Here is a 14,319-nt window from a genome sequence, read left to right as displayed (position 1 = left end):
TCTTTAACAGCAAGTATGAAGCCAATTACTTACCTGCTTTTCCTTTTATGCGCGTGCTTGTGGTCGAATGGCTATGCGCAGCGTTATGCTGTCAGTGATTTTAAACAGGTTCCCGCTCCTGCCCTGAGCAGCAAATTGTTTTACGCCCTCAACGCGTCGCGTTACGCTTTTGCGGTGTCCATGTTGCATGGGCGGTTAAGGATCAATCAAACGAGGGACTCGACGATCCGTGAATATCGGGTACCGGAAGGTAAGCTCATCGCGATCCACCTGGGTGAATTTGGCGGAGGGCTTTTTTTCAAGCCTAATGATACGACGATCAGACAAGTATATGTGAACGGCAAATCCCAGCCGATGGAACCGCCATTCAGCCCGCTTCGGGGTGCCATTTCGGCAAATACCCATGAATATGACGAACTACTCCGTGGAACGTTCCTTTTAAAAGGAGGGAACGTGCAGCGGCTCTTTAAATTCAGGGACAGTCTGTTCATGATGGAGGGCCTGGTGTTTATGGAATATAGCTATGGTGCGGTAAATTATGTCGGGGTAAAAGGCGATTCGGTGATCACCAGGGAGGTCCAGAAATTGGAAGACGGGCCGATGGCGTTCAGCAACTACGGGGACGAATTATATATCGCCACGTTTAGAGGTTTGTACCGCACTCGGAAATGGCAAAAGCAACTCCTCCTGGATAAATTGACCTGGGGCTTTTTCTCACCCAACTCAGTGGCGATCAAGGACCTTAAGCATATTTACGTAGGCATGAACGGCGGTTATGTATGGGTAGATGCCATCCGGAAGAAAGTTACTTATTTCGAATATAAATTGAACAAACACTATTAAAGGCTGTGGCACTGGAATTAGCCTTCCTGATTTTTGCGCCCATTAAGCCTTAATTCTTTGGTCAAAGGTAAAGGGTTCTGAACTGACCAGGCGAATTTTTTTATAGTCGGGGTGCGCCGGGTTGAGCAGGTAGTTTACTTCGCCGTCGATAATGGATGAGGGGACTTTTAAGACAGCAGAGCGATTTGACCTGATCCAGTCCGCTCCCATTTGCTGTGTCAGCGGCATATTGATGAATTGTTTCCAGTCAGCCGGCAGATGTTTTAAAGTTATTTGATGGGTGACCAGGTTGTCGGGAATGTCAATGGTCATCACGTTGAATAACTGTGTAAGTCCTACCCTGTCGCGGTGAACTACATTTTCAAGGCAGGCTTGTGAACGCGAAGCGGCAGTATAGAGCATGTAGAGGTCATTGGGGTTCCAGCGGGCGGCCCTGCCGGAAGCCTGCAGGTCGTTCGCGTATTTTCGTAAAGCAATGCGGCTGACGATCATGATCAGGCCAGGTCTCCGTATTCCAGGCGGATCAGTTCTTCTTCAATCAGCATAATGCCGGTAATGGTATCCATCAACTCATAGGGTAATTGTCCGCCCAAACCATATGCCGGCCTGTTTAGCCAGTCATGGAAGGCTTCGGGTGAACCGAATACAGCCGCCCCTTTTTCAAATAAAGCAAATGCTTTTAACAGTTTTTCACTTAATACCGAATCCAGCTTCAATTTTTGCGACGCATAATTCTGGATGGTCTTGACCGTAGTTTTAAACGTGGTTTGAAACTCAGAATGGGTAAATCCTGACAGGTTAAGAAAATCAATCGCGGCATTAGCGGCCAGGCCGTTCCTGGAGCTGTTTAGCAGCGCAACCGGGTTGGCGTATAATGGCATGTAAATTGATGTATCGATCATACACAAATATAGAAATTTTTCTACTAACCTAAAGAAATTTTTCTAATCATTAAAATTCATTGAGAATTGGAAATTAAAAAGAGGGTCGCAATTTTGGGCGGTGGGCCGAGTGGCTTGTTTATGTTTAAGCGGTTGGTAGAAAGCGGTGACACGGATTTCGTGGTGACGGTTTTTGAGCGGAAGAACCGTTTGGGTGCGGGCATGCCGTATAGCGCGGAGGGCGCTTGTGATGAGCATATTACAAATGTTTCAGGAAACGAGATCCCCGAGCTGGTGACAGCTTTGGATCAATGGGTGCAACATGTGCCGAAGGATACACTGGATAAGTACCACCTGGAGGCTAAGCGCTTTAATGAGTTCAAGGTCCTGCCAAGACTGTTGTTCGGGCAGTACCTGACAGCACAGTTTGATCTTTTGCAGAAGCGGGCTAAAGAGATCGGACTGGAATTTACCGTTTATTACAATACTGAGGTGACGGATGTGATTGACCGGGGCAACACTGTCCTTGTTGAAGTTGATGGCTCGGAAAAGTTTGAATTTGATCATGTGGTGATCTGTACGGGGCATAACTGGCCGAAGAAGCACGAAGGTATGATCCCCGGCTTTTTTGATTCGCCCTATCCCCCGTCCAAATTAGGTTTGCAACTGAACCATGCGGTCGCTATTACAGGTTCGTCACTTACGGCCGTTGACGCGATCCGGACTTTGGCACGGCATAACGGCACTTTTGTAAAAAAAGAGGATGGCGAACTTAACTATGAGTTGTCAGCAGAAAGCCCGGAATTTAAAATGGTTTTGCATACCCGGAACGGGATGTTGCCGGCGGTCCGCTTTCACTTGGATGATTCCCATTTGGAAAATGACAGCCTGTTGAGCGATGAGGAGATCAAAGCGCATATCAAAGCCAATGGTGGGTTCCTTTCGCTCGACTATATTTTCGAAAAGGATTTTAAACTGCCGATCCAGGAAAAGGAGCCCGAATTCTATGAGCAGATCAAGGATATGCGCATGGAAGAATTTGTGGCCGCTATGATGGACCTGCGCGAAAAACTGGATCCTTTCCAGTTATTGAAAGCCGAATATGCCGAAGCCGCAAAATCCATCAAACGAAAAAAATCAATTTACTGGAAGGAAATGCTGGGTGTGCTGAGTTTCGCGCTGAACTACCCGGCCAAACATTTATCCGCCGAAGATATGCAGCGTTTGCAAAAAACGCTGACCCCGCTGATCTCGATCGTGATCGCCTATATTCCCCAAAGTTCAAGCGAGGAACTGCTGGCCCTGCATGCTGCGGGTGTTTTGGAGCTGATCCCGGTCGGCGAAGACAGCGAAGTGGAACCCGTGGCAAGCGGCGGCGCCATTTATCACTATGATAACCGGCATGTATTTTTTCAAACCTATATCAATTGTACCGGGCAGCCGCATTTGAAGTTTGAGGAATTTCCGTTCAAAAGTTTAATAAAAGATCGTACCATCACTCCTGCCAAACTCAAATATAAAGATCCGAATATCGGTCTGAAAGACCAGCAACAAGGCTTAGCGGTGACGCAAGATGATCATGGCGATTATTATCTCCGGGTGCCGGGCATTACCATCAACGATAACTTCCAGGTCGCAGACGCTTACGGCGCGCTGAATGACCGGATCTATGTAATGGCCGTTCCTTATATTGGCGGCTATAACCCTGACTACTCCGGGCTCGACTTTAGTGAAGAAGCCTCCGCCATCATCATCAAAAGTTTAAGGGCGTAACAGCATCCGCCTGAGTAATTAACACTTATCATTAGCCTGCCATCCGTATTAAAATATTTCGCTATTTTTATGCCCTGGGTGGGTCCTATGATGAGTTTTTTTCGGAAGGTCAGTGAGCGTGTGGGCGGTAAGCGGGAACATTTCCCACTGACCGTACGCATTTTTCATTCCGTGCTGGTCATTTGCATGGCCGCCCTGGTCTATAATATCCCGCTGAATTTCATGGTGGGCCTCCCGGCGGTAGCTATCGCCAGCATCGTTTCGCTGCTGCTGGTGATCTCCCTGTATTATTTTTCGCGTTACCGGGACGCGACCGCGCCTGCACGGGTGATCTTTTGCCTGGCCGGTACGGGGTTGTTCATCGCGAATTTCTTCCTGAATTCGGGTGTCGACGGGCCCACGGGGTATTTTTTTATTTTGATACTGGTCATCATTGTGGCGATCATGCCCGTGAAACAATACCCCTTCTGGATCATCAGTAATTTACTGGTGGTATTTACTTTACATTATATACAATATTTGTACCCGGATTGGGTACCGTTCACTTATCATAACAAGGCTGACAGGTATTTGGATATGACCTCGGCCTATACCACGGTCGTCGTGATCGTACTGGCCTGTTTCTATATCATCCGCAGGCGCTATGACGCCGAGCGGCAGCAGGCGCAGCAAACGGCCGCCCGTTTGCAGGAGCTGGACGCGGAAAAGAACAAGCTGTTTTCGATCATTTCACATGACCTGCGCAGCCCTTTATCGCTGATCCAGAACTACCTGGAACTGCTGGCAGAGTTTGACCTGTCTGAGAGCGAGCGGCGGGACATCAAGGCGCAGCTGTTGCAATCCACGCGCGGCACACTGGATATGGTCAATAACGTTTTACACTGGTCGACCAGCCAGATGAGCGGGGCCGGTATCAGGAAAGAAAACCTGGCGATCGCGCAGTTGCTGGAGCCGCAGATCCAGTTGTTCCGGGCCATCGCTGCCAGGAAGCAGATCGAGCTGGATGGTGTCTTTGCCGAAAGTACCATGATCTACGCGAACGCGGATATGCTGCAGCTGATCATTCGCAACCTGCTCAATAATGCGATTAAATTCACCTCCCCGGGCGGGAATGTCCGGTTAAGCGCCAATTGCAATACGGAAACCTGCCTGCTCATTGTAAAAGACAGCGGCAACGGGCAGCCCGCGGGGCTAAGCGACGCGATCTTCGAATTCAGTTCATCGACCGCCAAAGGTACAGCCAACGAAAGCGGCGTGGGTTTGGGCCTGGTGCTTTGCCGGGAATATACCACGCTCATGGGCGGGCGCATCTGGTTCACTTGCGCGCCGGAAAGCGGTACTACCTTCTATGTGGAACTGCCGGTAAATTCGCTTGCATCCTAATGACCGCTCATCAGCCGTACGGGCCCGATCAGTCCGGATGAAATGAGCGGCGCGTCTTTAGCAGCATCAGCAAACACCCTATGGCGAAACATAAGTCCCTTTTTTTCATATCATTATTTGGTTTGAGCGATTGGCGCGCTAACCTGTAAATGTAGCTTTCAGGAACCATCATTTTTATACCTATCGGCACTTTTTTTTGTACTTTTTGCGATGATCAGTTAAGCGCAGAATAGGAGAAACGGCTGACAGTTGCTCACGCCGTCTCTGCTATTTTTGCCTTATGGGAAACTTCAAATACTCCGTGCTCGACCTGGCGACGGTTATCGAAGGACATACGATCGCTGACACATTCAAATATAGTGTGGCGAATGCCAGGCAAGCGGAAGCTTTAGGCTACACCCGGTACTGGTTCGCTGAACACCATAACATGATCAATGTGGCCAGTTCCGCGACCAGTTTACTGATCGGGCATATCGCTGCTAATACGTCAGGCATTCGTGTGGGCTCCGGCGGGATCATGCTGCCCAACCACTCCCCGCTGGTGATCGCCGAACAGTTCGGTACTTTGGAAACACTGTATCCCGGCCGGATCGACCTGGGCCTGGGCCGTGCGCCGGGCAGCGACCAGGCCACCGCCTTTGCCATCCGCGGGGAGAACATGAACGCGGCCTTTCATTTCCCGCAGGACCTGGAGTCCTTGCAGCACTATTTTGCCGGCGACCATCCGAACAACATCAGTGCCGTTCCGGGCGAAGGACTGGACATCCCCATCTGGATCCTCGGTTCCAGCCTCGACAGCGCCCGCCTCGCCGCGGCCAAAGGACTGCCCTACGCGTTTGCCAGCCACTTCGCGCCTACCTATTTTTTAGCTGCCATCGAACTTTACCGTCAGACCTTTAAACCGTCTAAATACTTAGCCGAACCCTACGTCCTGGCCTGTGTGAACGTAGTCGTCGCAGATACAGATCATGAAGCCGAATACCTGGCCACCTCGTTAAAACAGCTTTTCCGCGGGATCATCACCGGCAGGCGCCAGTTGCTGCCGCCGCCGGTCGAAAAAATGGACGACATCTGGAGCCCCGCTGAACGCGATGCCGCTATGCAGATGCTGACCTACTCCTTTACCGGCAGCAAGCCCACGGTTGAAACCCAATTGAAGGATTTCATCAGTCGTACCGGGATCAATGAGATCATGGCCACTTCGCACTTATACGATCAAAACGCCCGCTTAAAATCTTACCGTTTACTGGCAGAAGCTTTAAAGACTTAAGATTATTATATCAATTTTAGTTTTTTACTAATAATTTTGGCAGTGAACATGAATAACCCTACCCTTCAGTTGGCTGCCGACTACCTGGACAGCACCAATACCATCGTTTTTTTAACAGGTAAGGCAGGAACGGGCAAAACCACTTTCTTACAAAACTTACGTCAAAGCAGCCAAAAGCGCCTCGCCGTAGTGGCCCCGACAGGGGTTGCCGCCATTAATGCCGGCGGGATGACGATCCACTCGTTCTTCCAGTTAAGTTTTGCCCCATCCGTACCGGGTTCGTTGGGGCAGGACAGCTTTTACAGCGCCGAAAAACGCGATCTGCTGCAAAACCTGGAAGTATTGGTGATCGACGAGATCAGTATGGTCAGGCCGGACACCCTCGACCAGATCGACCTCGTCCTGCGAAATATAAAAGCTTCGGCACATCCTTTTGGCGGTGTACAATTGTTACTGATCGGCGACCTGGCCCAGCTCAGCCCCATCATCCGCGAGGACGAGTGGAACATTTTGCGCCCATACTACGCCACGCCCTATTTTTTCAGCAGCCAGGTGCTGCAAAAAGCGCCTTACGTCCGCATCGAGCTGGACCGGGTGTACCGGCAAAAAGACCAGGCTTTTGTCGATATCCTGAACGAGGTCCGGAACCAGCACATCAGCGCCGAAAGTCTGGCCATACTTAATGCCCGCTACCTGCCGGATTTTAAACCCGGCGAAGCAGATCCTTATATCACCCTTACCACCCATAACAGCATCGCGCAAAAGATCAACACGGAACGCCTGGATGATTTAGCCGCTGAGGAAATAGTGTTCGCCGCCACCATCCGGGGTGATTTTCCAAAGGATGCCCATCCTACCGAGACCAGCCTTAAGCTGAAAACGGGAGCGCAGGTGATGTTCGTTAAAAACGACGGCACGGCCGAAAAACGCTTTTATAACGGGAAGATCGGCACGGTCAGCCGAATCGAACATAATACCGTTTATGTATCAGATAAGGACGGCCGGGAGATCGCGGTCGAACCACAGGAATGGACGAATGTCAAATACGAGGCAGTTGAAGAAGCGATCAAAGAAACCAATGCGGGCAGCTTCGCGCAGATCCCGCTCAAATTAGCCTGGGCCATTACCATCCACAAAAGCCAGGGCCTGACCTTTGAACAGGCGATCATTGATGTGTCCGAATCTTTCGCGCATGGCCAGGCTTATGTCGCCCTGAGCCGCTGCCGCAGTTTGCCGGGTATGGTTTTACGCAAGCCTGTCAGCGCGCGAAATATCATCGGTGACCCGGCGGTCATCCGTTTTAACGAACAGGCGGAAGCGCTGCGGCCTGATCGGCTAACCCTCGAACGTGACCGTGAAAAATACCGTCTTTTCCTGCTTAGCGAACTGTTTAATTTCCTGCCGCTTCAAAACAGGCTCAAGGGTTTCGACCCGGGGCTGCCCGGTTTTCAGCAGGAAGTACTGGATGTGGCGGCAAAATTTAACCTGCAGCTCGATCCCGGGCGCAGCCGGTCCGCCTCGGCTTATTTTTTAGATAAACTACGCCGGGCAGTTGAAAACCTTCACCGGCAATTACCCGCGCTGATCGGTCAATCCAAAGACAAGGCGGCCAAAGCCGATCAGCTGATCAGCTGGCTGATGAACCGCATCACCTTACTGGAGCATTTTTCGGCCAACACTTTCCAAACGGGTGCTTACCTGGCCCTGCGCAAAAAGAAACAGGATAACCGGGAGCGCTCTTATCTTGAGGCCCTTAACGCCGTACCCAACGAAGCACTCTATCAACAGATCCTCCAATGGCGGGAAACCCGGGCTGCGGCCGAAAAAGTGATGCCGAATATGATCCTTTCTGAAAAAACAGCGGCAGCTATCGCGGAAAAGCTGCCGGCGACACTGAAAGCCCTGGGCGCTATCAAAGGCTTTGGCCCGCATAAGGCTACCCAATATGGCGCTGAACTGATCACCCTGATCCGTAATTACCAAAATCCCGGAACCGAGCAGGTCAGTTTATTTTAGCAAATATTGGGATCGTTGACCGGGCAACATTATCAAATGCATTTTCATGCGGTGTGTTCAGAATTTGGTATCGCCTAAGCGTTTTTAGGGATGATGTCAATTCCAAAAGTATTTTCCATTTTTATAGCACTGGTTTGGTTATTGCGTGATGACAAAAGTTCAGTTAAAATTTGATTAAATTGCACAATGAAAAACAGCTACCCGATCGGGATCATTCCTGTTAACGATTCCGAACGGATAACCGCGCTGGCGCGTTACCGCATCTTTAATACGCCCGGTGAACCTGCCTTCGACAGTATCTGTAAACTGGCCCAGACGATTTTCCGGATGCCGATCACGCATGTTTCTTTCCTGGATGGCACGCACGAGGCGGTGAAAGCTTCTGCCGGGTTACCGCCGATGCCGCTGGTGGACCGGGGTGAAAGCCTGTGTGCGCTGGCGGTGCTCAGCCCTGAGGTAACGGTAATTGAAAACGCATTGGAAGAACCCTTGCTGGATAAACATCCGGCGGTTCACGGCGGTTTCGGATTGCGCTTTTACGCAGGCGCGCCGCTGATCACCCCCGACGATTATGTCATTGGTACAATGTGCCTGGTGGACCGGGAACCACGGTCGTTGTCTCTGTATGAACAGCAGATACTTCGTGAACTGGCAACCGTAGTGATGGACCAGGTGGAGCTCCGGCTGGCTAATTATCAGCAGTCCGATGTCCAGGAGCAGACCAATGCCCGCCTGCAAAGTATTTTGGATACGATGGCCGAAGGGGTGGGTATGATCGGTTTGGACGGGCAATTGACTTATGCCAATGAAATGGCGCAAAAAATACTCGGGTTGGCACAGGATGAGATCAAGAGCCGTACCTATCATGACCCGAAATGGGAGAACCTGCGGGTGGACGGCAGTGCGCTGCCGGAAGCAGAACACCCGATGGCGATCATGATGGCTACCCGTCAGCCGGTGTATGATATGGAGATCGGTGTGCAGCCGCCGGATAAGGAACGCTTTTACATCAGTATCAATGCCGCGCCGATCTTTGATGCCGATGGAGAACTGGCCGGGGGTATCGGCACTTTTATGGATGTGACGCGGCGCCGCAAGCTGATCATGCGCCAGGATGAGTTTATCAGTGTCGTGAGCCATGAGTTGAAGACGCCGCTGACGGGTTTGAAAGGCGCGCTGCAATTATTGAACCGCGATCCCAGTGAGAGCGTTCGTCCGAAACTATTGGAGCAGGCCAACCGCAGCATCAATAAGATCACCCGTTTGGTAGAAGACCTGCTGAACTTTTCGCGGACCGCTGAAGGGCAGCTGCGCCTGAACAAAACGGAATTCAATTTGTCGGAACTCATCCAGGAGGCTGCCGCTTTTTTAAAACTCTCGGCGGTTTATCAATTGGTACTGGAGGGTGATGAAGCGCTGCGGGTCGAAGCCGACCGCGACCGGGTGGAACAGGTGCTGATCAATTTGTTCAACAATGCCTTTAAATACGCGCCGGGCAGCAAAGATATCGGGGTCCGGTTCGAAAAGACGGGCTCGAGTGTCAAAATTTCGGTGAGTGATCACGGTCCCGGTATTTCAGCGGAACAGCAGGCACATGTATTTGAACGCTATTACCAGGGCGAACGTTTACAAAACACCGGCCTCGGGCTGGGATTATATATTTCGGCGGAGATCATCAAACGCCACGGCGGGCAGATCGGTGTGATCAGTGAGCCGGGAGCCGGCAGTACTTTTTGGTTTACTTTACCCCTCACCCCTCATCTTTAAACCATGACAGAAAGCAGCGAACAATTCTTATCCGGCGGTGGCGAAATGGGCAAACTGATCCGGTCGATGGACTGGTCAAAGACCGCGCTTGGCCCGGTAGAAAGCTGGCCACAAAGTTTGCGGACTTCGGTAAGTCTTTGCCTGTCTTCTACCTTCCCGATCCTCATTGCCTGGGGACCGGAAACCATACAGATCTATAACGATAGTTACCGCCCGATCTGCGGTGAAATGCACCCGCGGTCGATGGGCATGAACTTCCGGGTTTGCTGGGAATCGGCACTTTCTGTGGTTGGCGATAAATTTACCCGCGGGCAGCAGGGAGAAGGGACTTATATTACCGACCAGCGCATGTTCCTGGAACGCTACGGCTACCTGGAAGAAGCCTGGATGACCTTTTCTTTCGCCCCTATCCGGGATGAAAGCGGCGGCGTGGGCGGGATATTTCACCCGATCACGGAAACGACGGAGAAAATGCTGGCCGGAAGACGTACACAGGTCTTACGCGACCTGGGTGCAGCGATCGGCAAGTCCAAATCGGTAGCGGAGATCGCGGAATTTACCGGCAGCCAGTATGATAGTTTTCAACTGGATATCCCTTTCCTGCTTTTCTACGAACGTTCAGGGGAGCAGGCAAAGCTGATCAGCGCCTCAGGCATGGATTCGGCGGCTTTGGCACCGGAGATCATTGAACTGAGTGATAACCGCTGGCCTTTGCAAAAGGTTAGCGATACGGGCGAAATTATCGAGGTTAAGGAATTACAGTCCCTGTTTGGGGAATTTAAAAGCGGCCCCTATGATCAGGCCCCGCATACGGCGATGATCCTGCCGGTGAGGATCACCGGCCAAAGCGAACCTTTTGGCTTTATCATCGCGGGTGTCAGTGTTTGCCGGGCATTGGACACGGCTTATTATAATTTTTACGACCAGCTGGCCGGAACCTATAATACGGCGGTTTCCAATGTTTATGCCTACGCGCAGGAACAAAAGCGCGCCGAGGCCCTGGCGGAGATCGATCGTTCGAAGACGGCTTTTTTCAGTAATGTCAGCCATGAGTTCAGGACACCGCTGACACTGATGCTCGGGCCTTTGGAGGATCTGTTGCAAAGCGGACTGGACGAAAGTAAAAAGACACAGGTAGCAGCCACCCACCGTAACGCGATGCGTTTGTTAAAGCTGGTGAATAACCTGCTGGACTATAGCCGTGTGGAAGCCGGGCGCGTGCAGGCGGTTTACCAACAGCTCGATCTTTGTGAGCTGACCGCTGACCTGGCGAGCAGTTTCCGCTCGATCATCGAAAAAGCCGGGATGGAACTGGAGGTGGATTGTCACCTGCCGGATCATTCTTTTTTCGTTGACCGGCAGATGTGGGAAAAGATCGTACTGAATTTATTATCCAATGCTTTTAAATATACGCTGATGGGCCGCATTACCGTTGGCCTGAGGCAGGAAGGCAATTTTGCCGTGCTGGAAGTGAGCGATACCGGTGTGGGTATCCCTGAAAAGGAACTGCCGCATATGTTCGAGCGTTTTCACCGGGTGGAAAATTCGGCGGGACGCACCCATGAAGGTACCGGGATCGGTTTGTCGCTGGTAAATGAATTGGTACAGCTGCATGGCGGTGAAATTGATGTAAAGAGTACAGCAGGAGAAGGCAGCACGTTCACGGTGAAAATACCGTCCGGCAAGGTGCACCTGCCTGAGGCGCATGTAATTTCCGGCAGCAAAGCCGGTGATACTGCTGCTACCGCGGCCCCGTTTATCCGGGAGGCCTACAGTTTGTTACAGGAGGAGGCCGCTGCCGCCACGGCAAATGACCAGGTGATCAGCGAAGACAATAGCGTCAACAAAGAGACGCGTATTTTGATTGTGGATGACAATGCCGATATGCGGGCGTACCTGAAGCGTTTACTGGAACCTTTCTTTACGGTTCAAACGGCGGTCAACGGTGCGGAAGCTTTGGACCTGATCCGGCAAGATGTACCTTCAATGGTGTTGAGCGATGTGATGATGCCGGTGATGGACGGCAAGGCATTATTACAGCAGATCCGCAATGATGAAGATACTTACCGGCTGCCGGTGATCTTTCTGTCGGCCCGTGCGGGGGAAGAAGCCCGGATCGACGGCCTGGAGGCCGGCGCGGATGATTATTTAGTGAAACCATTTTCGGCGGCGGAACTGTTGACGAAGGTCCGCGCTCAGATCAATATCAGCAAGGCCCGCGGGCATGCGGAAGAACAACTGCGGAACCTGTTGACCGAAGCGCCGGTAGCGATGGCGATCTATCGCGGACCGAACCATATCGTAGAACTGGCCAATAGCCGGATGCTGGCTTACTGGGGCCGCACAAAAGAGGTCACGGTCAAACGACCGCTTTTTGAAGCGATACCGGAGTTGGAAGACCAGGGTTTCCGCCGCGTGATGGATGCTGTATTTCAAACAGGTGAACGTTTTGTTTCTTCAGAAACGCCGGTCACTTTGCATAGGTTCGGACAAGAGGAAATGGTCTATCTCAACCTGACGATGGAGGCGCTGGTGGATGATAAGAAACAAGTCAACGGGATGATCGCTGTAGCGGCGGATGTGACCGAGCAGGTAAACGCCCGCCTGGAACTGGAGAAAGTAAGCAGTACACTGCGCCTGGCCATGGATGCTTCGGGCATGGGGATCTGGAAAACAACCTGGGGCAGCGATCTGCTGGAAGTGTCCCCTAAAGCCCGGCAGATCCACGCCATACCCATGGATGAGGTCTTATCTTTTGATAAGACGCTGAGTGTGGTCGTACCGGAACACCGGGAGCGTTTTACGCAGGCGATTATGCAGGCGGTGGAGAACAAGGGGAGTTTCAGTGAGGATTACCAGATACAACCTTTCGATGGCAGTAAGCGAAAATGGCTGAATTCTACCGGGAAAGTGGAGCTGAACAGTGCAGGCGAAGTGATCTCAGTGGTCGGCACGATCCTGGATATAACGGAGAGTAAAGAAGACGATCTCCGTAAAAATGATTTTATCGGGATGGTGAGCCATGAGCTGAAAACGCCGCTGACCTCCTTAACAGCTATTGTGCAGGTCGCCAATTTAAAATTGAAGAACAGCGAAGATACCTTCTTATCCGGGGCAATGGAAAAGGCGCGCGTGCAGGTCAAACGTATGAGTAATATGATCAATGGCTTTCTCAACGTGTCCCGGCTGGAAGCGGCTAAGCTGATCATTGACAAGCGTAAATTTGACCTGGAGAAGCTGATAAATGAAGCCATACAGGAAACGGAACTGACGGTTAGCAGCCACACGATCCATTTTCAACCCTGCGATCCGGTGATCGTCCATGCGGATCATGATAAGATTGGTTCGGTTATCACCAACCTGATCAGTAACGCTGTCAAATATTCGCCAAAAGGTAAAGATATTTATATCAAATGCGAGGTGATCGGCAGCCACGTGCAGGTCAGTGTAAAAGACGAAGGTATGGGTTTAAAACCGCAGGACAGGGACAAAGTGTTTGAGCGTTACTACCGGGTGCAATCCGGCGATACGCAGCAAATCGCGGGTTTTGGTATTGGTTTGTATCTCAGCGCGGAGATAATTCACCGGCATAATGGGGAGATATGGGTAGAAAGCGAGCGTGGTGCAGGTTCTGTTTTTTACTTCAGTTTACCATTAAATATAGCCTGAGCGGGCTGCTGTTTGGTTAACCCGGCCCTCTGCGCCGTCCATGCTTAATTGCTATGGTTTGTGGAGTCCGGGTTCCTGGCCTGCCTGGCTTTGGCAGAATCCTTTTGAACCATGTCCCTCTTAGCGGTATCCAGGATCGTGGAAGCGTCTTTATGCATGTTGGCGGTATCCTTGCCAATCGTCGCTTTGTTCCGGTTTTGTTCGCAGGCGATCATGCTGAATACGATCAGCAGCACAAGTAAAGGATAAAAGGGTTCTATGTTCGGTTTCATATTCAACTAACAATAAAAGTTGCACCAGGTTTGTGTAACTTATAAAATCACGGTAAATCAGGCTGCAATCTCCCTGAATTGATCCATCGTGAAAGGTTTAGAAATATATTGTTTTACAAAAGTATAGCCTGAAGCGCGCTCACGGTCGGCTTTTCGTACAGAAGCCGTTAAAATATACACGGTGATCTGTTTACAGAGCGAACTGCGGATGACTTCAAAGGCATTCAGGAAACTCCAGCCGTCATTGACCGGCAAGGAAAGGTCCACAAATATCACATCGGGCAAATTAGCTTTACTTTGCTGATTTGCAGTAAGATAGCGAATCAGCGCGTCGACTTCGTAGTGGTGATCGATATGATGGAAAAAGTTGGGTTTATTGGCTAAGGTGAGTATGCGATGAAATTGTACATCATCATCCAGCACGAGGAGGGTTTTCGTTTGCAAT

At 51.0% G+C, this 14,319-nt stretch carries 11 protein-coding genes; 7 read left to right on the top strand and 4 right to left on the bottom strand.

All coding sequences use genetic code 11. The annotated features are described in order from the left end of the window. Positions 1-15: 15 nt before the first annotated feature. Positions 16-843, top strand: a complete 828-nt coding sequence (locus FO440_RS23635) for a hypothetical protein (RefSeq protein ID WP_144250789.1) — start codon at positions 16-18, stop codon at positions 841-843. Between the two features lie 42 nt (positions 844-885). Here the strand turns inward: FO440_RS23635 and FO440_RS23630 are convergent, their stop codons facing one another. Both FO440_RS23630 and parS read right to left on the bottom strand, forming a co-directional pair. Further along, on the bottom strand, positions 886-1,335 hold the full coding sequence (locus FO440_RS23630; protein WP_144250788.1) for an RES family NAD+ phosphorylase: 450 nt from the start codon (positions 1,333-1,335) through the stop codon (positions 886-888). Between the two features lie 2 nt (positions 1,336-1,337). Continuing rightward, entirely contained in the window at positions 1,338-1,745 is a 408-nt protein-coding gene (gene parS, locus FO440_RS23625; RefSeq protein WP_144250787.1) for a type II RES/Xre toxin-antitoxin system antitoxin, read from the bottom strand. Positions 1,746-1,811: 66 nt separating this feature from the next. Here parS and FO440_RS23620 point away from each other — a divergent pair, with 66 nt between their 5' ends. From FO440_RS23620 to FO440_RS23595, 6 genes are all read left to right on the top strand, one after another. After that, the gene (locus FO440_RS23620) at positions 1,812-3,497 is read left to right on the top strand and encodes an FAD/NAD(P)-binding protein (RefSeq protein WP_144250786.1); all 1,686 of its coding nucleotides are present in this window, start codon (positions 1,812-1,814) and stop codon (positions 3,495-3,497) included. A 90-nt stretch (positions 3,498-3,587) separates the two neighbouring features. After that, a complete protein-coding gene (locus FO440_RS23615; RefSeq protein WP_186292784.1) occupies positions 3,588-4,880 on the top strand; it encodes a sensor histidine kinase in 1,293 nt (430 codons plus the stop codon). 280 nt (positions 4,881-5,160) lie between these two features. Continuing rightward, complete coding sequence (locus FO440_RS23610) at positions 5,161-6,150, top strand: LLM class flavin-dependent oxidoreductase (protein ID WP_144250784.1); 990 nt, start codon at positions 5,161-5,163, stop codon at positions 6,148-6,150. 48 nt (positions 6,151-6,198) lie between these two features. Then, on the top strand, positions 6,199-8,166 hold the full coding sequence (locus FO440_RS23605; protein ID WP_144250783.1) for an HRDC domain-containing protein: 1,968 nt from the start codon (positions 6,199-6,201) through the stop codon (positions 8,164-8,166). A 186-nt stretch (positions 8,167-8,352) separates the two neighbouring features. Then, a complete protein-coding gene (locus FO440_RS23600) occupies positions 8,353-9,933 on the top strand; it encodes a GAF domain-containing sensor histidine kinase (protein ID WP_144250782.1) in 1,581 nt (526 codons plus the stop codon). 3 nt (positions 9,934-9,936) lie between these two features. After that, complete coding sequence (locus tag FO440_RS23595) at positions 9,937-13,602, top strand: ATP-binding protein (RefSeq protein ID WP_144250781.1); 3,666 nt, start codon at positions 9,937-9,939, stop codon at positions 13,600-13,602. A 44-nt stretch (positions 13,603-13,646) separates the two neighbouring features. Here the strand turns inward: FO440_RS23595 and FO440_RS23590 are convergent, their stop codons facing one another. After that, positions 13,647-13,874 carry a hypothetical protein gene (locus tag FO440_RS23590; protein ID WP_144250780.1) on the bottom strand — a complete coding sequence of 76 codons (228 nt, stop codon included), beginning with the start codon at positions 13,872-13,874 and terminating at the stop codon, positions 13,647-13,649. A 57-nt stretch (positions 13,875-13,931) separates the two neighbouring features. Beyond that, the gene (locus FO440_RS23585) at positions 13,932-14,318 is read right to left on the bottom strand and encodes a response regulator (protein ID WP_186292783.1); all 387 of its coding nucleotides are present in this window, start codon (positions 14,316-14,318) and stop codon (positions 13,932-13,934) included. Position 14,319: the final 1 nt, after the last annotated feature.

Origin of the sequence: Mucilaginibacter corticis (assembly GCF_007558865.1) — a bacterium.
Taxonomy (GTDB): Bacteria; Bacteroidota; Bacteroidia; order Sphingobacteriales; family Sphingobacteriaceae; genus Mucilaginibacter; species Mucilaginibacter corticis.
Note: the sequence above shows the minus strand (reverse complement) of the source record. Positions and strands in the feature narration are given on the sequence as shown.

What these genes read in the sequence shown, in the direction of transcription:
- FO440_RS23610 (WP_144250784.1), top strand. Translation starts at nt 5,161, where the DNA reads ATGGGAAACTTCAAATACTCCGTGCTCGACCTGGCGACGGTTATCGAA.
- FO440_RS23600 (WP_144250782.1), top strand. Translation starts at nt 8,353, where the DNA reads ATGAAAAACAGCTACCCGATCGGGATCATTCCTGTTAACGATTCCGAA.
- FO440_RS23605 (WP_144250783.1), top strand. Translation starts at nt 6,199, where the DNA reads ATGAATAACCCTACCCTTCAGTTGGCTGCCGACTACCTGGACAGCACC.
- parS (WP_144250787.1), bottom strand. Translation starts at nt 1,745, where the DNA reads ATGATCGATACATCAATTTACATGCCATTATACGCCAACCCGGTTGCG.
- FO440_RS23635 (WP_144250789.1), top strand. Translation starts at nt 16, where the DNA reads ATGAAGCCAATTACTTACCTGCTTTTCCTTTTATGCGCGTGCTTGTGG.
- FO440_RS23590 (WP_144250780.1), bottom strand. Translation starts at nt 13,874, where the DNA reads ATGAAACCGAACATAGAACCCTTTTATCCTTTACTTGTGCTGCTGATC.
- FO440_RS23630 (WP_144250788.1), bottom strand. Translation starts at nt 1,335, where the DNA reads ATGATCGTCAGCCGCATTGCTTTACGAAAATACGCGAACGACCTGCAG.
- FO440_RS23595 (WP_144250781.1), top strand. Translation starts at nt 9,937, where the DNA reads ATGACAGAAAGCAGCGAACAATTCTTATCCGGCGGTGGCGAAATGGGC.
- FO440_RS23615 (WP_186292784.1), top strand. Translation starts at nt 3,588, where the DNA reads ATGAGTTTTTTTCGGAAGGTCAGTGAGCGTGTGGGCGGTAAGCGGGAA.